Genomic DNA, 20,161 nt, shown 5'->3' on the forward strand with positions numbered 1-20,161 from the left:
TCGCTTGGCTTACGGCCTGCGCTTGAGAATATAGCTGTCCATGATCCAGCCGTGCCGCTCCCGCGCCTCTTGCCGCATAGCGACAATGCGCGGGCCGATTTCGGTCAACGCGCCGGACATGACGATCTGATCAGACATGCCGAGAAAGGCGCCCCACCAGATGTGAAGCCCGGCTGGATCGAGCGACTGGAATGCGGTGCCGCCGTCGAGCATCACAACAACGGTGTCGGCGCTTTGCGGCCAACCGCCCTCGCGCAAGCGGCGCCCGGTCGTCACTAGAAACGGCTCGCCGATGTCGTTGAGCGGCAGCGCATGCGCCGCACACAGCGCCTGGATCGAGGTGATGCCTGGAATGACTTCGATCTTCGGCAAAGGATTTAGCCGCCGCGCAATCCGCAGCGAGGAGTCGTAGAGCGACGGATCGCCCCAGATCAGCAGCGCAACCTTGCCCTCGTTTCCAAGATGATCAGCAATCGACTGCGACCAGGTCGCGGCCACCGCATCGTGCCAATCATCCACGCCCTTGCGGTAATCCGCCTCGCCCGCGTCGCGCACGGGAAGATCGAACTCGGCGATGCGCGTCCTGTCGCTGGTGAGCACGTCGGCGCAGATCGTCCGCCGCAAATCGGCGAGATCGGATTTCGCGGTCCCCTTGCACGGGATCAGGACGAGATCGGCCGCGTTGATGGCGCGAACCGCGGCGCGCGTGAGCTGCTCGGGATCGCCGCAACCAATGCCTATCAGGGAGAGCGTGAGCATCACGAACTTCCCTCCGCAAGCGCGCCGAACAGGATGACGGCGGCCGTCGAGGCGGCTCCGCCCCGCGCAAGCTGCTCGGCAAGTTCGGCAATGGTGGTGCGGACCAGCCGTTCGTCGGGGCGTCCGAGGGATTCGGCGAACAGCGCCGGGGTGTTTGGCGCCAGCCCGTGTGCGATCAATTTTGCGGCAAGCGCCGGAAAGGTGCGGCGGCCCATATAGACCACGGTCGTCGCCTCCGGATCGGCCAGCGCCGCCCAATTCAGGTTCTGCGGCAGCTCGCCGGTGACATCGGCGCCGGTGACGAACTGCACCCGGCGCGAGGTGTGGCGACGGGTCAGGGGAATGCCGGCCTGGGCTGCCGCAACGCAGGCCGAGGTGACGCCGGGAATGATCTCATAGCCGATGCCGGCGTCGCGCAGCGTCTCGATCTCCTCCTCGAGCCGGCCGAATATCCCAGCATCGCCCGACTTCAGCCGCACGACGCGCGACCCCGTTGCGGCATAGTCGACCAGCAGGCGATTGACATGGTGCTGCTTGGTCGAGGGCCGGCCTGCCCGCTTCCCCACCGCGACGAGATTGGCGCCGGGCCGGGCGAGATCAAGGATCGCGCCGGAGGCAAGATCGTCATAAAGCACGACGTCGGCCTCGCGCAGCCGCGCCGCTCCCTTGAGCGTGAGCAGCTCGGGATCGCCGGGACCGGCGGAGATGAAGGAGACGAAGCCGCTCACCGGTCCTCCGCAATCAGATGGAAGAACGTGCCGGTGGCCTGTCCCCGCCGCGAGCCGGTCTCCGCGATGACCGCGCCGGTCGCGTCATGCACGACTGCCAGCGTCATGTCGGGCTGCGCGAGGATGGTCGAATAGTGGAACTCATGTCCGCGCAGGCGCGCGCCGACCTGATGTCCCGGCATCGGCGCAGCGAGCTCGGCGAGACGATAGCCCAGATGCATGCGGCGTTTGGCAAAGCTAGTCTCCAGGCCGAGCAGGCCCGTCATCTCATGGCGGATACCGTCGGCGTCGGTCAAAGCAGTTCCGAGCGCCATATAGCCCCCGCATTCACCGTGCACGGGTCGTGTCTCGGCGAAGGCGCGCAAGCCGCTGCGAAAGTGCGTATTGGCGGCGATCTTCCCGGCATGAAGTTCGGGATAGCCGCCGGGAAGCCAGCAGACATTGGCGCTCGTGTCAGGCGCTTCATCGGCCAGCGGCGAGAAGGACGAAATCTCGGCGCCGGCCGCGCGCCAGGCTTCCAGCATATGCGGATAGACGAAGGAGAACGCAGCATCGCGGGCCAGCGCGATGCGTTGCCCGGGCGGCGTTACATTCAACCCGTTCGCCGCAGGCTGTGGCGACCACGTGGCGGCCGATCGCAGCACCGCATCGAGATCGACATGGGCGCTGACAAAGCGCGCGGCCTCGTCGATCAGGCTGCCGATCTCGGCCTGCTCCTCGGCCTGGACGAGGCCGAGATGCCGCTTTGGCAGGCTGATCTCGGCATGGCGCGGCAGCGCGCCGAAGACGGCAATGCCGGCGTCTATGAGTGCGCGCCGCACGAGGTCTTCATGGCGCGGGCTGGCGATGCGGTTGAGCACGACGCCTGCAAGGCGCACGCCGGCGCGGTAGTCGCGCAAGCCGGCAGCGATCGCCGCCGCCGTCTGCGCCTGTCCGGACGGATCGATCACCAGCAGCACCGGCCAGCCCAGCATCTCTGCGATATCGGCGGTCGCACCGGTGCCGCAGACGCCACGCGCGGCGACGCCGTCGAACAGGCCCATCGAGCCTTCCGCGAGCACGATATCCGCATCCGCACCGCGGCTGACGAGATGGGCGATCGTCGCACGGTCCATCGCCCAGCTGTCGACATTGACGGACGCACGCCCTGTGGCGGCGGCATGAAAAGCTGGATCGATGTAGTCAGGCCCGCTCTTGAAGCACTGCACTCGCAATCCGCGATTGCGCCAGGCGCGCGCGAGCGCCAGCGTCAGCGTGGTCTTGCCGACGCCGGAGGCCGGCGCGGAGATGACGAGGCCTGCCGCCATTATGATGCCTCCGGAAAGCGCGGCTCGGCGCCGACCGGCCGATAGCGGCGGTCATAATCGGCGGAATAGAGGCGGCTCTCGACAAAATCCGCCGAGCCTAGCGTTTTGCCGACGAGGATGAGCGCTGTGCGCTCCATCTCGCTGCCTACGGCAGCGTCGAGCGTTGCAAGCGTGGCGCGGACGACCCGCTGGTCTGGCCAGCTCGCGCGCCAGACGATGGCGACCGGGCAGTCCGCGCCATAATGCGGCGTGAGTTCGGCGATGACCTTGTCGAGCAGATGGATCGACAGATGGATCGCGAGCACCGCGCCGGTCGCAGCGAATGCGGCAAGCGTCTCGCCCTCAGGCATCGCACTGGCGCGGCCCGGCGTACGCGTCAGCACCACCGTCTGTGCAAGTCCTGGCAATGTGAGTTCGGCTTCGAGCGCTGCCGCGGCAGCCGAGAAAGACGGAACGCCCGGCGTGACCGTGATGGGAATGCCGAGCGAACGCAGGCGGCGGAGCTGTTCGCCCATCGCAGACCAGATCGAGAGATCCCCGGAATGCAGCCGAGCCACGTCCTTGCCCTCTGCATGCGCGGCGGCGATCTCCGCGATGATTTCGTCGAGCGACAGCGGCGCGGTGTTGATGATGCGCGCGCCGGGCGGGCAATGCGCCAGCACACCCTCAGGCACCAGCGAGCCGGCATAGAGGCAGACCGGAGACGCGGCGATCAGGTCGCGGCCGCGCAAGGTCAGCAAATCGGGAGCGCCCGGCCCTGCGCCGATGAAGTGCACCGTCATGCGCCGTCTCCCTCCGCGATCGCCGCGGTCGCGGTGCGATCCTGCGAGACCACGCGCGTCGAAATTAGCCGCGCGCCAGGGCCGGCTGCCGCAAGTGCGGCAGCTTCGGCGACAGATCCCGTCCCGAACTTCTCGGTGATGAGCTTTGACCGGGTCGGCGTCAAGATGCCTGCGAGTACGTCGGACGAGACAGCCTTGATCGGCACGCCGCATTCGCGCGCGAGAAGTTTCAGCGCCTCGGCGTCGGCCTTGTCGCTGACAGTCGCCATTGCCACAAGGCCTTCGGGACCGCCGGCCGCCAGAAGCGCCTCGCGCAGCGAAGCGAGCGTGACGTCTCGTTTAAATCCGAACCCGGCGACCTTCATCGGACCGCACTCCATTGCACCACGGGCCGCGCAGCCTCCCAGGACCGGTAGCGACCGAGCGGAGCGGCATGTGCAATCTCCACTCGCATCAGTTCGCCGCCGTGGCGCCGGTGCAGCTCGCCAAGCAGCGCTTCGGTCTCCAGCGTTACGGCATGTGCGACGAGCCGCGTCCCCGGCGAGAGCCGCGACCAGATGACATCGAGCATCGCGATGTCGAGGCCGCCGCCAATGAAGACGGCATCCGGGGTTTCCAGCGCAGCCAGAGCATCGGGTGCGCTCCCCGTGATGACCGTGATCCGATGCGCCACTCCGAACGCCGCCGCATTGCGGTGGATGTGCGCGACGCGATCCTCGCGCACTTCGACTGCGATTGCCGCCCCGCCACACAGCGCCCACTCGATCGAGATCGAGCCTGAACCGGCGCCAATGTCCCATAGCCGCTCGCCGGGACGCGGCGCCAGCGCGGAGAGTGCCAGCGCGCGGATCGGCCGCTTGGTGATCTGGCCGTCATGGATGAAGAGGTCGTCCGACAGTCCCGAACTGCGGGGAATGCCCTGCGCTCCCCTCGCCTCGAGTGCCACGGCGATCAGGTTTCCGGCGAGATCGCCCACAAAGCTGTCGGCGCGATGCTTTGCGATGCCTTCGCGCGACCCACCGAGTGCGGCGAGAGTCCAGAATGCCGAGACGCCCCATCCCTGGCCCGTCAGCCATTTTGCAAGCTCGCCAGCCGCTTTGCCGTCGCGCACGAGACAAATGATCCGCGCGCCCGGCGCAAGATGCGGCACGAGGCGCTCGAGCGGCGCGGCATGCAGACCGAGGCAGACGACGGATTCGAGGCGCCAGCCGAGCCGCGCGGCGGCGAGCGAGAAGGTTGACGGCGCCGAATACGCAATCCACTCGCTCTGATCCAACTTCTCGGCAAGGTTTGCGCCGGCGCCGTGCCAGAACGGATCGCCGGAGGCGAGTACTGCGGTCGGGCGGCCGCGGCAGCTCAGCACCACCTCTGCGTCGAACGGCACCGGCCACGGGCGGCCGCGGCCGGTCACGCCCGCGAGCGCAAGATGGCGCTCGCCGCCGAACACGGTTTCAGCCTCGGCAAGCGCCTTTCGGCTTGCTTCCGAGAGCCCGGCGAGGCCATCTTCGCCGATACCGATGATGGTCAGCCAGGGATCAGCCATGACGCGCGCCCTCATTCTGGGCGGAACGAGCGATGCAGGCCAGCTTGCGGCGGAGATCGCACGCGCGGGCATCGACGCCGTCTATTCCTATGGCGGCCGCACCCGCGCGCCTGCCGATCAGCCGCTGCCGACCCGCATCGGCGGTTTTGGCGGGGTAAGCGGCCTTGCCGATTACATCCGTTGTGAAACCATCACGCATGTGATCGACGCGACGCATCCCTTCGCCGCCGAGATGAGCCGCAACGCGGTTGCCGCGTGCGCGGAAACCGGAACGCCGCTGATCGCGCTCGAGCGCGCGCCTTGGGCCAAGGCGCCCGGCGACAACTGGATCGAGGTCATGGATGTCAACGCCGCGGCCGCCGCGCTGCCGGAGTCGCCGGCGAAGGTGTTCCTCGCCATCGGGCGCCAGCACATCGCGCCGTTTGCTGCAAAGCCGCAGCACGCGTACACACTCCGTTTCGTCGATCCGCCGGAAGCGTCCCTGCCCTTCGCAGCCGATGTGATCGTGTCGCGCGGACCGTTCACGCTTCAAAGCGAGTTGGAGACGATGTGCGCGCGCGGCATCGCATGGGTCGTCGCCCGCAATTCCGGTGGCGAAGGTGCACACGCCAAGATCGACGCGGCTCGGACACTGGGCCTTCCCGTGATCATGATCTCGCGGCCGCAATTGCCTCAGCGGAAGCGGGTCGAGAGCGTCGCCGAGGTGATGCAGTGGCTCGGTCATCGGACCTGCCTCGGCGCATAGACCCAGCGGCCGACGCGGCGCGTCTGCGAATTGCCGACGATCACCAACGTGCGCATGTCGGCCATCTCAGGCCGTGCCTCGTTCAGCGCGACGGTCTCGATCTTTTCATCGGGCGCGCTGACCGCGCGCGCAAAAATCACGAGCCGCTCGCCGCAACCGGCCTCTTTCAGCACCGCCAACGCTCGGCCAAATCCCTCGGGCCGGCTCGCCGAGCGCGGATTGTATAACGCGATGGAAAAATCAGCCTCCGCCGCCAGCCGCAGGCGCCTCTCGATCACCGCCCACGGCTTGAGATTGTCGGAGAGATTGATCGCGCAAAAATCATGACCGAGGGGCGCACCGGCGCGCGCGGCCGCCGCCAGCATCGCGGTGACACCAGGCAGCACGCGGATCGGAATCTTTTGCCATTGCGGCGCCTGTTCGAGCGCTTCGAACACGGCGGATGCCATTGCGAAGACGCCGGGGTCGCCGGAAGACACGACGACAACCTGTCCGCCTTCGGCCGCAAGCTTCAGCGCTTCGCTCGCGCGTTGCAGCTCCTCACGGTTGTCGGACGGATGCAGGGTGAGTCCGGCCCGCGGTGGCACGCGCGCAACATAGGGCGCATAGCCCAGAATATCGGTCGCGGCTGCAAGCGCGCCGGAGACCTCGGGCGTTACCATCGCCTCATTGCCCGGCCCGAGGCCCACGATGGTCAGCGTGCCCGTCATTCGGCAGCGTCCATCTGCCGGCCCTTGCCGTGCACGAGCACGATCGCGAAATAGGGACACTCAGTAGCATCGACATCCGCGAGCCGCGCGACCCGCTCGCCCGGCATGGTGCCGCGCTCGACCAGCCAGGCGTCATTCAGTCGACCGGCCGACGCGAGCGCGCGACGTACCTTCTGGAGATTGCGGCCGGTCTTCATGATGACGAGTGCATCGGAATCGCGCATGCGTCGTTCCAGCTCGTCTTCAGCCAGCGTCCCCATCAGCACCGTCGTCACGTCGTCGCCGAGCGCGATCGGCTGGCCAACGACGTTCCAGCAACCAACCATGCCGGGAATGCCGGCGATCACCTCGATCTCGACGCGGCCTTGCAGCCGCGTGTGCAGGTGCATGAAGGAACCGTAGAAATAGGGATCGCCCTCGCAGAGCACGACGACATCGACCGCGCGCGCGAGCCGCGCCAGGCGCTCCGCCCATTCGTCGTAGAAGCCGGCGAGCAACTGAACATATTCAGGACTGTCGAACGCGATCTCCGTGGTGACCGGATATTCCATCGGATATTCCGTCACATCGCTTGCGAGCATGCCCTCGACGATGCGCCGCGCCTGGCCCGGTCTGCCCTTCTTGCGGAAATAGGCGACATGCTTTGCACCGCGCACCGTGCGGTCCGCGCGCACGCTCATCAGGTCGGGATCGCCGGGGCCGAGACCGCAGCAGATGACGCGTCCCATAGCTATTCGCTCCGGCTCGCCAGCGCGTTCACGGCGGCGACCGTGATCGCGGAACCGCCGAGGCGGCCCTCGACCGTCAGGGCCGGCACCGGCGGATCGGCCATCAGCGCGGCCTTGGATTCGGCGGCGCCGACGAAACCGACCGGACAGCCGATAATCGCCGCCGGCCGCGGGCAGTCGCCGTCCTCCAGCATGTTGAGGAGATGAAACAGCGCGGTCGGCGCGTTGCCGATCGCGACGACCGCGCCGTCGAGATGCGGCCGCCACAACTCCAGCGCCGCCGCCGAGCGCGTGTTGTGCATGGATTGCGCAAGCGCAGGAACGGCCTCGTCGCCGAGCGTGCAGATGACGGCGTTGGCCGCGGGAAGTCTCGCGCGCGTGATTCCTTCCGAGACCATGCGCGCGTCGCACAGGATCGGGGCACCTCTCTGCAACGCCGCACGCGCCGCGGTCGCCATGCCCGGCGTGAAGCGAACATGCGCCTCAAGCCCGACCATGCCGGCGGCATGGATCATCCGCACCACGACCTGTTCCTCATCGGGCGTGAAGCGCGCAAGATCGGCCTCGGCCCGGATGGTGGCAAAGGATTGCCGGTAGATCGCCGCGCCATCGGTCTCATAGAGATGCGGCATCAGTGCCCTCCCATCAGGATGGAGGGATTGCCCACGATGTCGTCGCGATTCAGCCCGCGCAGGATGGGCTCATCGCGCGTCGATCCGCCACGCACGAGATCGAAACCTGCGCCGGTCGCAACAAGCGTAATCGCCGCCGAACCGGAATGAGCGCAACCCTTGGCGCAGCCGGAGACGTGAAGCCGCGCGGCCGCGCCAATGTTCGGCGCGAGCGCCGCCGCCAGCGCACGAGTATCGGCATGCGCCTCGCGGCAACGCGGCGCACCGCTACAGGCGATGACCCGCAGCGCTGGATCGTAGGCCTCGGTGATGAGATCGGGCGCGCTCGGCATCACCCGCTTGCCTTCGCTCAAGACCATCCGCCATGGCGTCATGCGCAGCGCATGTCCGCAACCGGCAAATTGATTGAGCGTCGCATGCGGCATCTGTCCGAATGCGACGCCGACCATCGCGCCTTGCGGATAGAGGCCGGGGCGCGACGCAGCCATGATCGGCGCGGGCTCAGCCTCGCCGCGCAGCGCCTCAGGCAAGACCGCATCGGCGGCAACATGCGCCGCCATGCGCCCTCGCCCACCCTTGGCGCCGCCTGAGGTGACGAACCAGTTTGCAAGCGCGAGCGCAGCAGTCACGACGTCCCCACGCGCAACCGAACGGCCGAGCTTGGCGCCATCGGCCCTCACCAGGAAGCCACCGGAGCTATCGCGCTCGATCCGCACATCCGCGGAATCGCCGGCGAGAACGCGGGAGGTTCCGTCATCGATGGCAAAGCCGAACTTCGTGGGGAGTTGGAGTGGGCTGTCCGCGAGCGCCTCTTCGAGCTCGGCGGCGAGCGATTGGGTTTCGTCTCCGGTGCGCCAGAACGGTGTCACGAGGATGTTGCGCCGGGATTCGGTGTCGGCGTCCGGATCGAGCAGCGCCAGTTGCGCAAGCCCGTCGAGCACCAGCCGATGGCTGGCCTCGCTGATACCCCTGATCTGGAGATTGGCGCGGCTGGTCACATCGATCAGGCCGTTGCCGTGGCGTTCGGCCAGATGTGCAAGCCCGGCGATCTGCGCCGCATCGAGCCGGCCGCCGAACGGGCGCACGCGGACCACGAGCCCATCACCCGATTGCATCGGCCGCAGCGCGCCGGGACACCAGCCTTTGACCGCAGCCGCGCTCATGACGCCTCCCGGAGCCGAGCCGCGATCGAATTACGGCGCGTTCGCCAGAGCGAGGCCTCATGCAGGCGGGTGAAGCAAGTCTCCATTGCGGTGAGCGCTGCCGGATTTTCACGTGCCATGAAGGCCTGGACGTCGTCATTGCCAAGCGTCGCGTCATAGTAGAGATCGAACAGATGCGGCGGCACAGCGCCAGCCAGATGGGCGAAAGCGGCCATGTGTTCGAGTGTCGCGGTGATCTCGGCTGCGCCGCGAAAGCCGTGGCGCATCATGCCGGCGATCCAGGCCGGATTGGCGGCGCGCGCGCGGACGACACGCGAGATTTCTTCCGTCAGCGTGCGCGCATGCGGCTGCTCGGGACGCGTTGCATCGAGATGATAGAGCGACGGCGTGGCCGCGCCGAGGTGCGCTGCGGCGGCTACGATGCCGCCCTCATGCGCCGCGTAGTCGGCGGCGAGCAGAAGGTCCGTTTCCGGCAAGTCCTGGACGTGGACGAAGGCGTCGGCAGACGCGAGCCGCGCCTCGATGCCGGCACGATCGGGCTTGATCGCGCCATCGGCGGAAAACGCCCAGGATGACGCCGACAGCCAAGCCTCGCCCGCGGCCTCGCGGGTATCAGCTGTGAAGGCATCCGGGATCGCCGACAGGCCAACACCGTATTGTCCGGGACGCGGCGCGAACACGCGGGACGCACGATAGCGGTATGGATTCTCGTCGCCCTCGTCCTCGCGCGTCGCGAGCGCCTCGGCTGCGGCTTCGAACAATTGCGCAAGGCCGGAAAAGACGTCACGGAACAGACCCGACACACGCAGCGTGACGTCGATGCGGGGACGGCCGAGTTCGGCCGGCGCGACGATGTCGTAGCCGGTGACACGGCCGGACGCGTGATCCCATCGCGGCGCGAGGCCAGCGAGATGCAGCGCCATCGCAAACTCCTCACCCGCCGTGCGCATGGTCGCGGAGCCCCAGAGATCGACCACGAGCCCTTTCGGCCAGTCGCCATGATCCTGCAAGTGACGGCGCAACAGCTCTTCGGCGAGCCTGATGCCTTGCGCATGCGCCGACGGCGTCGGCACAGCGCGCGGATCGACGGCAAACAGGTTCCGCCCGGTGGGCAGCACGTCCTGGCGCCCACGATAGGGCGAGCCCGACGGCCCCGGCGCGACGCGTTGGCCTGCAAGCGCGACACGCAGCGCATCCCGCTCCGCCTCGCCGCAGGCGCCGCGACCGAACACGTGCAGGCCGTCGCCGAACTGGCTCTCCTTGAGGTCGCAAACGAAGCGATCAATCCGCGGGATGGCTTCGGCCGGCGCGGCCGACGCATCGAGGCCGAGATCATTTTCGAGGCCCGCAGCGCGCGCCTCGTCACGGATCGCAGCGATCAGGCGCTGGCGGCGGGCAGGATCGAGACCGTCGGCGGTCGAATATTCGTCGAGGAGTTGCTCGAGCCGGCGCAGGCCTTCCGGCACGACCGATGCAGCAAGCGGCGGCGGCAGATGGCCGATCGTGACGGCACCCGTACGCCGCTTGGCCTGCGCGGCCTCGCCGGGATCGTTGACGATGAAGGGATAGATGACGGGCACCTCTCCGATCAGCGCTTCCGGCCAGCAGCTCGATGACAGCGCCACGGATTTTCCGGGCAGCCATTCCAGCGTGCCATGCGCGCCCATGTGCAGGACGGCGTCGATATCCCGCTGCCGGAGCCAGAGATAGAAAGCGACATAGGCGTGGCGCGGCGTGCGGGCGAGATCGTGATAGTCGCCATCCCGCGTGGCCGTATCGCCACGCTCGGGCTGGACTGCGATGACCGATTGGCCGCATGTGATGGCCGCGAAATGGAACGCGCCGTCTCGGCAGCTCGGATCCTTCTCTGGCGCGCCCCAGGCTTGCGCCAGATCATCCTGCAATGACTGCGGAAGCCGCGAGAGCGCCGCGTGGTAATCGGCGACACCCCAAGTCAATTTCTGCTTGAGCAGGGTCTCGCCGAGTGCATGAGACGGAGCAACGTCGAAGCCGGCCTCCGCAAGGTCGGACAGCAACGCTTCGACCGATGCAAGCGCATCGAGACCAACCGCATGCGCGATCTGGTGCGGACGGCCTGGATAGTTCGAGAGCACGATCGCCACCCGCTTCTCGCTTGTTTGCTTCTCCGCGAGCCGCTGCCAGGCGGCGACGCGCGCGGCGACAGCCTTCACGCGCTCCTCGTCGGGCCCGTGCGCAAGATGCGAAAACTGCAGATCGGGATCGCGCATCGCGGCCGATTTGAAACTCACCACGCCCGCGAACACACGGCCGTCGACCTCGGGCAGCACCACATGCATCGCAAGGTCGCCGGGCGACAGACCGCGCAGTGACTCCGACCAGTCTTCACGCCGTGCCGTAGAGAGCGCGACCTGGAACACCGGACACGATGCGGCATCGAACGGCGTTCTACCATCGTCGCTCATCGCCGAGAACGCCGTCGCATTGACGATCGCGGCCGGAGGATTTTGTACGAGATACGCGCGCAGCCAATCCATAACGCCCGCGGCCTTCAGCGAGGTGACGAACACGCCGTAGGCATCAAATCCCTTCTCACGCAGTGCCGCGATCAGGGCATCGACCGGGCCGGTGTCCGCGGCGGTGAGATAGGAGCGATAGAACGTCACCAGCGCGCGTGGCTTCCCCTCGCTGGCCGGCGGCGCGGCAATGACGCCGCGTGCGGGATCGTAAAAACCGATCTCGGGCACGGTCATCTCGCCGACGACCGGCCCGGCATAAAGGCCCGAGGCTAGCGCGAGTTGCGCGATCGCCGCCTGGGCGGCGACCGGGCCGCCGGTATCGCAGAGCACCTTGAGCCGCCGCAGCGTCGAGACCGGCAAGGTCGAGTACGCGTCCAGCCGCGAGTCGTCGCGGCCGTCGGCCGGCAGCACGGCCAGCACGATGTTGCGATCCCTGGCGAGCTGATGCAGGGCCGCGAGCCCGTAGGCCCAATAGGATTCGCCGCCGATCAGGCGCAGCAGGATGCCACGCGCCTGCGACAGCGTGCGCTCGATATAGGTGTCGATCGAGAGTGGATGACGGAGCTCCGCGAGGTTCGCCAACCGCAGCGACGGCAGGCTGTCGCGGCCGCGCCGCCAGCCAGCGGCAAACGCGGCGAGATCGGAGTCCGAGTACGAGAGCACCACGAGATCGGCCGTATCCTGGCCGATGTCCCTTGGCGTGGCGGTCTCCTCGAGACCGCGGCTCTCGCGGAAGACGACGTGCATCAGATCCCGAGTCCTAACCTGATTGCGGCCGCGTCGATATCACCGTGCTCGCCGATCACGACGAGTTTTGACTGGCGCCCGCCGGCGCCCCAGGGCTTATCGAACTGGTGCCGCACGCGCTCGCCGACGGCCTGGAGCAGCAGGCGCATCGGCTTGCCCGCCACCGCGATATAGCCCTTCACGCGCAGCACGTTCTGCTCGCGCGCCAGACGCTGAACGGAAGCAACCAGCGCGTTGATATCGGTCACCTCCGGAAGATCGATCACGACGGAGGCAAAGTCGTCGTGCTCGTGGTCCTGCTCGCCATCGTGATGCGAGGGGCGCGCCGCGATATCATTCTCAGCGGCGGCGCCGAGACCGAGGATCACGCGCGCATCGATCGCGCCGTCAGTCACGGGGAGCATCGGCACGCGACGCGGCATCTCGGCGGTGATCGCAGCCTTGGCCGCTTCGAGTCCCGCCGCGCCCGCAAGATCGGCCTTGGTCAGCAAGACGATATCTGCACATGCAATCTGGTCTTCGAACACTTCCGACAGCGGCGTCTCGTGATCGAGACTTTCATCCGCCGCGCGCTGCGCTTCGACAGCAATCGGGTCCGGCGCGAAACGGCCGGCCGCCACAGCCTCGGCATCGGCCAGCGCGATCACGCCATCGACCGTGATGCGGGAGCGTATCTGCGGCCAGTCGAAGGCCTTGAGCAGCGGCTTCGGCAACGCCAGCCCCGAGGTCTCGATCAGGATATGATCGGGCCTCACCGGCCGCGCCAGCAACAGCTCCATGGTCGGAATGAAATCGTCGGCAACGGTGCAGCAGATGCAGCCATTGGCGAGCTCGACGATGTTTTCTTCCGGACAGTTCGCGTCGGCGCAAGACTTCAGGATCTCGCCATCAACGCCCTCGCTGCCGAACTCATTGACGAGCACCGCGAGCTTCTTGCCGCCGGCGTTGGCGAGGAGATGCTGGATCAGCGTGGTCTTGCCGGAGCCCAGAAAACCCGTGACCACCGTGACGGGGACTTTTGCGAGCGAATTCATTCGGCGGCCTCCGGTACGACGGCAATGGGGGGAATGCGGGCAAGCGACTGCTTGCGGAAGATTTCGGGACGGCTGCGCCAGGGCACGATGCCGTCGGGCGCGGCCGCATAGGCGGCTGCGCCCGCGACCACATCCTGCGCATGGGCGTCCGACAGACGGCCATAGACATAGGACCAGCGGCCTGGCGCGCTGAGCGCGACCGAGCAGCCCTGGCTGCAGGCCGACAGGCATTCGACGGGAACCACATTGATGCCATTAGGCACACCGGAGTCGAGGATGGCACCATGCAGACGCTTGCCCGGCGTGGGCTCGCCCTCGCTAAGCGTCTCGCCGGCACGGCAGGTGATGCAGACGTGAAGTGTGACGGTCATCGCCTCTTCCAGGATAAATAGCGGGAGGCGATGAGGCGCACGGACCACGCTTTGCGAAGGCCCGTTTCCCCGTCGCGGAACACCCCGTCCGCCGGTCAAAAATCGTCCGCGCTGGCAGGTCTCCCGGCTTGCGGAGCAGGGGTTTTACCCTTCGATCCCCGCCTTCCCGATCCCCCGTGAGGTATCAGTGGCTTCGGGCATCTCTCCGGTCACGGTCGCGGGGGCGGCTGCATTTTGGACCCGAATCTTGCAGATTCGGACCCTATCGCATTCCCTCTTCGCCTGTCATAGGACAGGAACCAACGCCGGGCCACCATTTGCCCCCGGCCGCCTCTTGTCAAGCCGAAGGACCAGGTACGATGACGCCTGAACCGGATACCCAGACGGCCGAGGAAACCGACGCCCGCCACGCTGCGAAAATGGCGAAGATCAAGGTCGCCCGCGACAAGATCATGGCGACCAAGAGCGGCGAAAAAGGCCTGATCATCGTCCACACCGGCGCCGGCAAGGGCAAGTCCTCCTCGGCCTTCGGCATGATCGTGCGCTGCGTCGCCCATGGCTTTCCCTGCGCGGTCGTGCAGTTCATCAAGGGCGCCTGGGATACCGGCGAGCGGCGCCTGCTGACCGGCCATTTTGGCGATCTCTGCCAGTTCCATGCGATGGGCGAAGGCTTTACCTGGGAGACGCAGGACCGCGCCCGCGACGTCGCCGCCGCACGCGCCGGCTGGGAGAAGGCAAAGGAATTGATCCTCGATTCCAATCTGCGCATGGTCGTGCTCGACGAGATCAACATCGCGCTGCGCTACGACTATCTCGATATCGCTGAGGTCGTCGATTTCCTGAAGACGCACAAGCCGCCGATGACACATGTCGTCCTCACCGGGCGCAACGCCAAGGACGAGCTGATCGAGATCGCCGATCTCGTGACCGAGATGACGCTGGTCAAGCACCCGTTCCGCTCCGGCATCAAGGCGCAGGCCGGCGTCGAGTTCTGATTGGGCTCAGCGATGGCGCGCGCATTGATGATCCAAGGGGCCGGTTCGGACGTGGGCAAATCGCTCATCGTCGCCGGCCTTGCGCGCGCCGCAACGCGCCGCGGCCTGCGCGTGATGCCTTTCAAGCCGCAGAACATGTCGAACAATGCCGCGGTGACCGTGGATGGCGGCGAGATCGGCCGCGCCCAGGCGCTTCAGGCGCTCGCCGCGGGCGTCGAGCCACACACCGACATGAACCCGGTGCTGCTCAAGCCCGAGACCGATGTTGGCGCACAAGTTATCGTGCAGGGAAAGCGCATCGCGACCGCGCGTGCGCGCGAATACGCAGCGATGAAGCCATCGCTGCTGGGTGCAGTGCTCGAGAGTTTTGAGCGGCTCAAGACGCGTACCGATCTCGTGCTGGTCGAAGGCGCCGGCAGCCCGGCCGAAGTCAATCTGCGCAAGGCCGACATCGCCAATATGGGTTTTGCGCGCAAGGCCGACGTTCCGGTCGTGCTGGTCGGCGACATCGACCGCGGCGGCGTCATTGCCCAGCTTGTCGGCATCAAGACGGTGATCGACCCGAACGACGCCGCGATGATCCAGGGCTTTGTCATCAACAAGTTCCGCGGCGATCCCACGTTGTTCGACGACGGCTATAAGCTGATTGAGCAGAAAACATCCTGGCTCGGCTTTGGCGTGCTGCCCTGGTTCGCGCGCGCCGGCGAGTTGCCGGCCGAGGACGCGCTGGGTCTGCGCGACGCGCGAAAGCCGGGCCAATGCAAGATCGCCTGCCTCGCGTTGTCACGGATCGCCAATTTCGACGATCTCGATCCGCTCAAGCTCGAGCCGGGCGTCGATCTCGTGCTGGTGCGTCCCGGCGAAGCGATCCCCGGCGATGTGCGCCTCGTCATCATCCCCGGCTCGAAATCGACCCGCGGCGATCTCGCCTTCCTGCGCGCGCAGGGTTGGGACATCGATCTGCTGGCGCATCATCGCCGCGGCGGCCATGTGCTCGGCCTCTGCGGCGGCTACCAGATGCTCGGGCGCAGCGTGGCCGATCCCGACGGCATCGAGGGACCCGCGGGCGAAACGCCGGGCCTCGGACTTCTGGATGTGACGACAGAGATGAGCGCGCAGAAGACGCTGACACGGGTTGAGGCAGTGCATGCGGGGACGGATCAACCGATCCAGGCCTACGAAATTCACATCGGCCGCACCGACGGGCCGGATCGTGCGCGCCCGTTTGCGAAACTCAACGGCGAACCGGAAGGCGCGATCTCGCGCGACGGTCGCGTGCAAGGCAGCTATTTGCACGGCCTCTTTACCTCAGATGATTTCCGAAAGGCGTATCTCGCAAAGCTTGATATTCCCGCAGGCGACGAGCCGTATCACGCCAGGGTCGAAAGCGCGCTCGATGCGCTTGCCGATCACATCGAAGCGCATCTCGACGTCGATGGCCTGCTCGCGCTAGCGCGCTAATACCTCGGCGAGGCGCGACCATTCCGTCTCGCTGCCCGGAAGTCCGAGGCGCAGCCAATTCGGTTTCCGCGCGAAGATGCGGGACCAAATCTGAGCCCCCGCCAATTTTTCCTGCGCGGCGAGCGCATCGGGCATCTCGTAGAGACGAAACAGCGGTGTGCCGCCGACGAGCCTCCAGTCCTGCGATTGCACCATGGCGTCGAGCCCGACGCTCTCGCGTGCAAGGCGAGCTGACGTTGCTTCGGCCCAAGCGTCGTCAAGCAAGGCGCGGCGGCCGATCGCGATCGCCGCCCCCGACACCGGCCACGGACCGGACATCGCCGCAAGCTTGACGATATCGGTCGCATCGCCAAGCGCGAAGCCGAGTCGCAGACCAGCAAGACCGTAAAACTTCCCGAATGAGCGCAGGATCAGGAGTCCCGGCCGAAGTGCTTCCGAAGTGAGCGACAAGTGCGGAACTGCGTCGGCAAAACTCTCGTCGATCACAAGGCGGCCGACACGCGGCAACAGCGCGAGCAGATCCTTGGGTGCGTAACACCGGCCGTCGGGATTGTTGGGATTGACCACGATGGCGAGGGCCGCGCCGGCCAGCGCATCGAGTTCGCTGACCTCTTCAACCTCCCAGCCCGCGGCCGACAGGACTGGAGCATACTCGTTGTAAGTCGGCGTGAGGATGCGCGCCTGGCCGCGCGGTGCGAGCTGCGGCAACAGTTGAATGGCGGCCTGCGCGCCGCCCATCGCGACAACCGGCGCACTCGTGCGATAGGCGTGCTGGGCGGCCTGATGCAGGGTCTCGATCTCGGACCGCGAGGGCAGCGCGCTCCACGCGCGCATGCTCACTTCGCCGACCGGATACGACAGCCGGTTGATCCCCGTCGAGAGGTCGATCCAGTCCTCCACGCGTCCGCCAAAACGCTGCTGGGCCAGATCAAGATTTCCGCCATGCTCATGCATGCCCCGTTCTTTCATGCGAAAGCCAGGATCGCAAGCACGCCGGCGAGCAGCAGCATGGCGCGGCGGTAGATCGTCAGCCCCTCGCCGATATCGGCGGCGCGCGGATCGCGCGCGCCTTCGTTCAGCCAGGGTTCGTTGCTGACGCTGTCTTGATACGCGCGTGGACCACTGAGCCGCACGCCGAGCGCGCCGGCCATCGCCGCTTCCGGCCAGCCGGCATTGGGGGAGCGATGGCGGCGTGCATCGCGTGTCATGCGCGACAGCGCCTCCGACCGCTTTGGTGCCAGCAGCACGAACAAGAATCCGGTCAGGCGCGCCGGAATGAAATTGGCGACATCGTCGATCCGCGCAGCCGCCCAGCCGAAGGCATCGTGCCGTTCGGTGCGATGGCCGATCATGGAGTCCAGCGTATTGATTGCCTTGTAGCCGAGAATTCCGGGCAGACCGAACAGCGCGCCCCAGAACACCGGCGCCACGATGCCGTCGGAGGCGTTTTCCGCCAGGCTCTCGATCGCCGCGCGCGCGATGCCGGCGTCGTCGAGGGCGGCGGGATCGCGGCCGACGATGCGCGAGACAGCTTCCCGCGCAGCGGCGATGTCACCGGCCAGCAAGGGTCTTGCGACCGCTGCGACATGATCATGCAACGAGCGCAAAGCGACCAACGGCCAGGCGAGAATGCCCACGAGCACGAGTTGGATCCAGCCCGCGGTAAGCAACGACTGAAGCGCCCAGCCGAGCGCGACCGACAGCGCAATCACCACGAGCGCGCCGGCCACGCCGGCGGCGCGGCGAACAGCCGGAGGATCGGACGGCCTATTCCAGGCGGTGTCGACCCCCGCGATCAGCCGGCCGAGCCAGGTCACGGGATGGCCGATCCGCGCGAACAGCCACGACGGCCAGCCCACCAGGGCATCCACCGCCATCGCCACCGCCATCGCACCTGCAAAGCCCACACACGCCTCCTGTCCGCCCCTGTTGCGCAAAGCATCGGCCGAGCGCAAGCCCCCGACCCTCGGATTTCGGCTTTGTCTTTGGTCGCGTTTGGTGATTAGTGCTGGCCACAGGAGACCTTTATGGCTGTCATTCTGATCACGGGCGGAGCGCGATCGGGCAAGAGCAAACGCGCGGAAAGCCGCGCGCGCGCCTTTCCCGGGCAGCCCGTCTATGTCGCGACGGCCGAGGCGCTCGATGCGGAAATGGAGGCGCGCATCGCAGCTCATCGCACGCGGCGCGGAACCGACTGGATCGATCGCGAGGTGCCGCTTGATCTCGTCGAGGTGCTGGTCGCGACCGATGGTGGCGGCGCAAGGCTCGTGGACTGTCTGACGCTGTGGCTCTCCAACATGATGCATGCGGAGCGCGACTGGTCGCGCGCGGTGACGGAGCTTGCCGATGCCCTGCCCCGCCTTAACAGCCCGGTCGTCCTCGTCAGCAACGAAGTCGGCCTCGGCATCGTGCCCGACAACGCGCTGGGGCGGAGCTTTCGCGATGCCGCCGGGATCATGAACCAGGTCATCGCGGCTGTCGCCAACGAGGTCGAATTCGTCGTCGCCGGCTTGCCGATGAAGCTGAAATGAAGCCCCGCGCCGAGATGATCCGGGACGTCATCGCCGATCTCGGGATCGCGGCGTCATTCGTCACGATCCTGCCGGTTGGATCGTCGAAGCCGGCCGGCGACAGCACGATCGCGCGCGCGACCTGGGCGCTGCCCATCGCCGGGCTGCTGGTGGGCCTTGCAGGTGCTGCCGCCTATGCGATCGCAAGCAGGCTAGGAGTGCCCGCCGCGACGGCCGCCCTGCTCGCGCTGGCCACGACGGTCCTCATCACCGGCGCACTGCACGAGGACGGGCTTGCCGATACCGCCGACGGGCTCGGCGGTGGAAGGACGCGCGAGCGCAAGCTCGAGATCATGCGCGACAGCCGGATCGGCAGCTATGGCGCCTGCGCGCTGATCCTGTCGTTCGGACTGCGCTGGAGCGCGCTCGCGGCCATTGCCAATCCGTGGCTCGTGACCCTCGCTCTCGTGTCCGCGCATGCTGCAGCGCGCGCGGGCGTGCCGGCCTTCATGTCACTGGTACCGGCGGCGCGGCCTGACGGGCTGTCGGCGGGCGCCGGATCGCCGCCGGGCCGCAGCGTGGCCATCGCCTTCGCTCTCGGGACGCTCTGTCTCGCGCTTGCGCTCGGGCCGGGCAAGGCGTTGGTCGGCCTCGTCCTGCTGTCGCTCGCCGGGCTGATCCTGGCGCGGCTTGCCATCCGCCAGATCGGCGGGCAGACCGGCGACATCCTCGGGGCCTTCGAGCAGGCTGGCGAGATCCTGGTCCTGCTGGTGTCCGCAGCCTTCCTTCAGACGGGAGGATGACCTGATGGTCCAATTCGACGACATCTTTCGCCGACACTTGCACGAACTGTTCGTGTGGCGCCGCGATGTGCGCCGCTTTCGGACCGATCCGCTGCCGGATGGCGCCATCGCGCGCCTGATCGACACGGCCTGCCTCTCGCCTTCAGTCGGCCTCAGCCAGCCCTGGCGCTTCGTCACCGTCGATGATGCCGCACGGCGCCGCGCCGTGATCGACGACTTCAAGGCCTGCAACACCGACGCGCTGAATGGTTACTCCGGCGAACGCGCTGAGCGCTATGCCGCGCTCAAGCTCTCAGGCCTCGACCAGGCACCTGGCCACCTCGCTGTGTTCGCGGACAAGGCGAGCGATATCGGCCACGGCCTCGGCCGCGCGACCATGCCCGAGACAACGGAATATTCCGTCGTCGCTGCGATTACCGCGATGTGGCTCGCCGCGCGCGCTGACGGCATCGGGCTCGGCTGGGTGTCGATCTTGAGCCCGGACCGCATCCACACCACTCTCGACGTGCCGCCGTCCTGGAAATTCATCGCCTATCTCTGCATCGGCTATCCCGAGGCCGAATGCGACCAGCCCGAGCTCGAGCAGACGAAATGGGAACACCGGCGCGGCGCGGACGAATTCACGCTGCGACGCTAGCAGCGTCG

At 67.1% G+C, this 20,161-nt stretch carries 21 protein-coding genes and 1 riboswitch; of the genes, 6 read left to right on the forward strand and 15 right to left on the reverse strand.

Going from position 1 to position 20,161, the window contains the following annotated elements; translation table 11 throughout:
* Window positions 1-9: 9 nt before the first annotated feature.
* Genes cobF through cbiT form a run of 6 tightly spaced genes read right to left on the reverse strand, consistent with a single transcriptional unit; the run spans window position 10 to window position 5,119 of the window.
* Window positions 10-759 (reverse strand): precorrin-6A synthase (deacetylating), encoded by a 750-nt coding sequence (cobF, locus tag ABIB73_RS06300; RefSeq protein ID WP_354222185.1) that lies wholly within the window; start codon window positions 757-759, stop codon window positions 10-12.
* Window positions 759-1,487: a uroporphyrinogen-III C-methyltransferase gene (gene cobA, locus ABIB73_RS06305; RefSeq protein WP_354222186.1), complete on the reverse strand. Its 729-nt coding sequence runs from the start codon at window positions 1,485-1,487 to the stop codon at window positions 759-761. The genes cobF and cobA overlap by 1 nt, the downstream gene beginning before the upstream one ends.
* Entirely contained in the window at window positions 1,484-2,794 is a 1,311-nt protein-coding gene (locus ABIB73_RS06310; protein ID WP_354222187.1) for a cobyrinic acid a,c-diamide synthase CobB, read from the reverse strand. The genes cobA and ABIB73_RS06310 overlap by 4 nt, the downstream gene beginning before the upstream one ends.
* The gene (cobM, locus tag ABIB73_RS06315) at window positions 2,794-3,576 is read right to left on the reverse strand and encodes a precorrin-4 C(11)-methyltransferase (protein WP_354222188.1); all 783 of its coding nucleotides are present in this window, start codon (window positions 3,574-3,576) and stop codon (window positions 2,794-2,796) included. The genes ABIB73_RS06310 and cobM overlap by 1 nt, the downstream gene beginning before the upstream one ends.
* Window positions 3,573-3,941 carry a cobalamin biosynthesis protein gene (locus tag ABIB73_RS06320; protein WP_354222189.1) on the reverse strand — a complete coding sequence of 123 codons (369 nt, stop codon included), beginning with the start codon at window positions 3,939-3,941 and terminating at the stop codon, window positions 3,573-3,575. Before ABIB73_RS06320 ends, cobM begins: the two co-directional genes overlap by 4 nt.
* Window positions 3,938-5,119 (reverse strand): precorrin-6Y C5,15-methyltransferase (decarboxylating) subunit CbiT, encoded by a 1,182-nt coding sequence (cbiT, locus tag ABIB73_RS06325; RefSeq protein ID WP_354222190.1) that lies wholly within the window; start codon window positions 5,117-5,119, stop codon window positions 3,938-3,940. Before cbiT ends, ABIB73_RS06320 begins: the two co-directional genes overlap by 4 nt.
* Here cbiT and ABIB73_RS06330 point away from each other — a divergent pair.
* Complete coding sequence (locus tag ABIB73_RS06330) at window positions 5,118-5,864, forward strand: cobalt-precorrin-6A reductase (protein WP_354222191.1); 747 nt, start codon at window positions 5,118-5,120, stop codon at window positions 5,862-5,864. The genes cbiT and ABIB73_RS06330 overlap by 2 nt on opposite strands.
* On the opposite strand, the gene cobJ is transcribed toward ABIB73_RS06330, so the two are convergent.
* Genes cobJ through ABIB73_RS06365 form a run of 7 tightly spaced genes read right to left on the reverse strand, consistent with a single transcriptional unit; the run spans window position 5,840 to window position 13,747 of the window.
* Window positions 5,840-6,574 (reverse strand): precorrin-3B C(17)-methyltransferase, encoded by a 735-nt coding sequence (cobJ, locus tag ABIB73_RS06335; protein ID WP_354222192.1) that lies wholly within the window; start codon window positions 6,572-6,574, stop codon window positions 5,840-5,842. The genes ABIB73_RS06330 and cobJ overlap by 25 nt on opposite strands.
* Window positions 6,571-7,302 (reverse strand): precorrin-2 C(20)-methyltransferase, encoded by a 732-nt coding sequence (locus ABIB73_RS06340; RefSeq protein ID WP_354222193.1) that lies wholly within the window; start codon window positions 7,300-7,302, stop codon window positions 6,571-6,573. The genes cobJ and ABIB73_RS06340 overlap by 4 nt, the downstream gene beginning before the upstream one ends.
* 2 nt (window positions 7,303-7,304) lie before the next feature.
* Window positions 7,305-7,934 (reverse strand): precorrin-8X methylmutase, encoded by a 630-nt coding sequence (locus tag ABIB73_RS06345; protein WP_354222194.1) that lies wholly within the window; start codon window positions 7,932-7,934, stop codon window positions 7,305-7,307.
* Entirely contained in the window at window positions 7,934-9,097 is a 1,164-nt protein-coding gene (gene cobG / locus ABIB73_RS06350) for a precorrin-3B synthase (RefSeq protein WP_354222195.1), read from the reverse strand. The genes ABIB73_RS06345 and cobG overlap by 1 nt, the downstream gene beginning before the upstream one ends.
* The gene (gene cobN / locus ABIB73_RS06355) at window positions 9,094-12,342 is read right to left on the reverse strand and encodes a cobaltochelatase subunit CobN (RefSeq protein WP_354222196.1); all 3,249 of its coding nucleotides are present in this window, start codon (window positions 12,340-12,342) and stop codon (window positions 9,094-9,096) included. Before cobN ends, cobG begins: the two co-directional genes overlap by 4 nt.
* On the reverse strand, window positions 12,342-13,376 hold the full coding sequence (gene cobW, locus ABIB73_RS06360) for a cobalamin biosynthesis protein CobW (RefSeq protein ID WP_354222197.1): 1,035 nt from the start codon (window positions 13,374-13,376) through the stop codon (window positions 12,342-12,344). The genes cobN and cobW overlap by 1 nt, the downstream gene beginning before the upstream one ends.
* Window positions 13,373-13,747, reverse strand: coding sequence for a DUF1636 family protein (locus tag ABIB73_RS06365; protein WP_354222198.1), 375 nt, complete (start codon window positions 13,745-13,747; stop codon window positions 13,373-13,375). Before ABIB73_RS06365 ends, cobW begins: the two co-directional genes overlap by 4 nt.
* A gap of 96 nt (window positions 13,748-13,843) precedes the next feature.
* Window positions 13,844-14,066: riboswitch (cobalamin riboswitch) on the reverse strand.
* A gap of 40 nt (window positions 14,067-14,106) precedes the next feature.
* Between ABIB73_RS06365 and cobO the strand changes: the two genes are divergently transcribed.
* Together cobO and ABIB73_RS06375 are read left to right on the forward strand one after the other, a co-directional pair.
* Window positions 14,107-14,742, forward strand: coding sequence for a cob(I)yrinic acid a,c-diamide adenosyltransferase (gene cobO, locus ABIB73_RS06370; protein WP_354222199.1), 636 nt, complete (start codon window positions 14,107-14,109; stop codon window positions 14,740-14,742).
* 12 nt (window positions 14,743-14,754) lie between these two features.
* Complete coding sequence (locus ABIB73_RS06375) at window positions 14,755-16,203, forward strand: cobyric acid synthase (protein ID WP_354222200.1); 1,449 nt, start codon at window positions 14,755-14,757, stop codon at window positions 16,201-16,203.
* Here ABIB73_RS06375 and cobD read toward each other — a convergent pair.
* On the reverse strand, window positions 16,192-17,157 hold the full coding sequence (gene cobD, locus ABIB73_RS06380) for a threonine-phosphate decarboxylase CobD (protein WP_354222201.1): 966 nt from the start codon (window positions 17,155-17,157) through the stop codon (window positions 16,192-16,194). The genes ABIB73_RS06375 and cobD overlap by 12 nt on opposite strands.
* Before the next feature lie 11 nt (window positions 17,158-17,168).
* Window positions 17,169-18,110 carry an adenosylcobinamide-phosphate synthase CbiB gene (gene cbiB, locus ABIB73_RS06385; protein WP_354222202.1) on the reverse strand — a complete coding sequence of 314 codons (942 nt, stop codon included), beginning with the start codon at window positions 18,108-18,110 and terminating at the stop codon, window positions 17,169-17,171.
* A gap of 120 nt (window positions 18,111-18,230) precedes the next feature.
* Here cbiB and cobU point away from each other — a divergent pair, with 120 nt between their 5' ends.
* From cobU to bluB, 3 genes are read left to right on the forward strand one after another with little or no spacing between them, the layout of a single operon-like run.
* On the forward strand, window positions 18,231-18,734 hold the full coding sequence (gene cobU, locus ABIB73_RS06390; RefSeq protein ID WP_354222203.1) for a bifunctional adenosylcobinamide kinase/adenosylcobinamide-phosphate guanylyltransferase: 504 nt from the start codon (window positions 18,231-18,233) through the stop codon (window positions 18,732-18,734).
* On the forward strand, window positions 18,731-19,516 hold the full coding sequence (cobS, locus tag ABIB73_RS06395) for an adenosylcobinamide-GDP ribazoletransferase (protein WP_354222204.1): 786 nt from the start codon (window positions 18,731-18,733) through the stop codon (window positions 19,514-19,516). The genes cobU and cobS overlap by 4 nt, the downstream gene beginning before the upstream one ends.
* 4 nt (window positions 19,517-19,520) lie before the next feature.
* Window positions 19,521-20,153, forward strand: a complete 633-nt coding sequence (gene bluB, locus ABIB73_RS06400) for a 5,6-dimethylbenzimidazole synthase (protein WP_354222205.1) — start codon at window positions 19,521-19,523, stop codon at window positions 20,151-20,153.
* The last annotated feature ends 8 nt before the right edge of the window (window positions 20,154-20,161 follow it).

The organism is Bradyrhizobium sp. F1.4.3, from assembly GCF_040548375.1.
In the GTDB taxonomy this organism is placed as follows: domain Bacteria; phylum Pseudomonadota; class Alphaproteobacteria; order Rhizobiales; family Xanthobacteraceae; genus Bradyrhizobium.

Bases quoted from the DNA above. Each gene is read 5' to 3' on its own strand.
- ABIB73_RS06345 (WP_354222194.1), bottom strand. From the start codon at position 7,934: ATGCCGCATCTCTATGAGACCGATGGCGCGGCGATCTACCGGCAATCC.
- ABIB73_RS06320 (WP_354222189.1), bottom strand. From the start codon at position 3,941: ATGAAGGTCGCCGGGTTCGGATTTAAACGAGACGTCACGCTCGCTTCG.
- cobW (WP_354222197.1), bottom strand. From the start codon at position 13,376: ATGAATTCGCTCGCAAAAGTCCCCGTCACGGTGGTCACGGGTTTTCTG.
- ABIB73_RS06375 (WP_354222200.1), top strand. From the start codon at position 14,755: ATGGCGCGCGCATTGATGATCCAAGGGGCCGGTTCGGACGTGGGCAAA.
- cobU (WP_354222203.1), top strand. From the start codon at position 18,231: ATGGCTGTCATTCTGATCACGGGCGGAGCGCGATCGGGCAAGAGCAAA.
- ABIB73_RS06330 (WP_354222191.1), top strand. From the start codon at position 5,118: ATGACGCGCGCCCTCATTCTGGGCGGAACGAGCGATGCAGGCCAGCTT.
- cobD (WP_354222201.1), bottom strand. From the start codon at position 17,157: ATGCATGAGCATGGCGGAAATCTTGATCTGGCCCAGCAGCGTTTTGGC.
- ABIB73_RS06365 (WP_354222198.1), bottom strand. From the start codon at position 13,747: ATGACCGTCACACTTCACGTCTGCATCACCTGCCGTGCCGGCGAGACG.
- cobM (WP_354222188.1), bottom strand. From the start codon at position 3,576: ATGACGGTGCACTTCATCGGCGCAGGGCCGGGCGCTCCCGATTTGCTG.
- ABIB73_RS06340 (WP_354222193.1), bottom strand. From the start codon at position 7,302: ATGGGACGCGTCATCTGCTGCGGTCTCGGCCCCGGCGATCCCGACCTG.
- cobO (WP_354222199.1), top strand. From the start codon at position 14,107: ATGACGCCTGAACCGGATACCCAGACGGCCGAGGAAACCGACGCCCGC.
- bluB (WP_354222205.1), top strand. From the start codon at position 19,521: ATGGTCCAATTCGACGACATCTTTCGCCGACACTTGCACGAACTGTTC.
- cobJ (WP_354222192.1), bottom strand. From the start codon at position 6,574: ATGACGGGCACGCTGACCATCGTGGGCCTCGGGCCGGGCAATGAGGCG.
- cbiT (WP_354222190.1), bottom strand. From the start codon at position 5,119: ATGGCTGATCCCTGGCTGACCATCATCGGTATCGGCGAAGATGGCCTC.
- cobF (WP_354222185.1), bottom strand. From the start codon at position 759: ATGCTCACGCTCTCCCTGATAGGCATTGGTTGCGGCGATCCCGAGCAG.
- cobS (WP_354222204.1), top strand. From the start codon at position 18,731: ATGAAGCCCCGCGCCGAGATGATCCGGGACGTCATCGCCGATCTCGGG.
- cobN (WP_354222196.1), bottom strand. From the start codon at position 12,342: ATGCACGTCGTCTTCCGCGAGAGCCGCGGTCTCGAGGAGACCGCCACG.
- cobG (WP_354222195.1), bottom strand. From the start codon at position 9,097: ATGAGCGCGGCTGCGGTCAAAGGCTGGTGTCCCGGCGCGCTGCGGCCG.
- ABIB73_RS06310 (WP_354222187.1), bottom strand. From the start codon at position 2,794: ATGGCGGCAGGCCTCGTCATCTCCGCGCCGGCCTCCGGCGTCGGCAAG.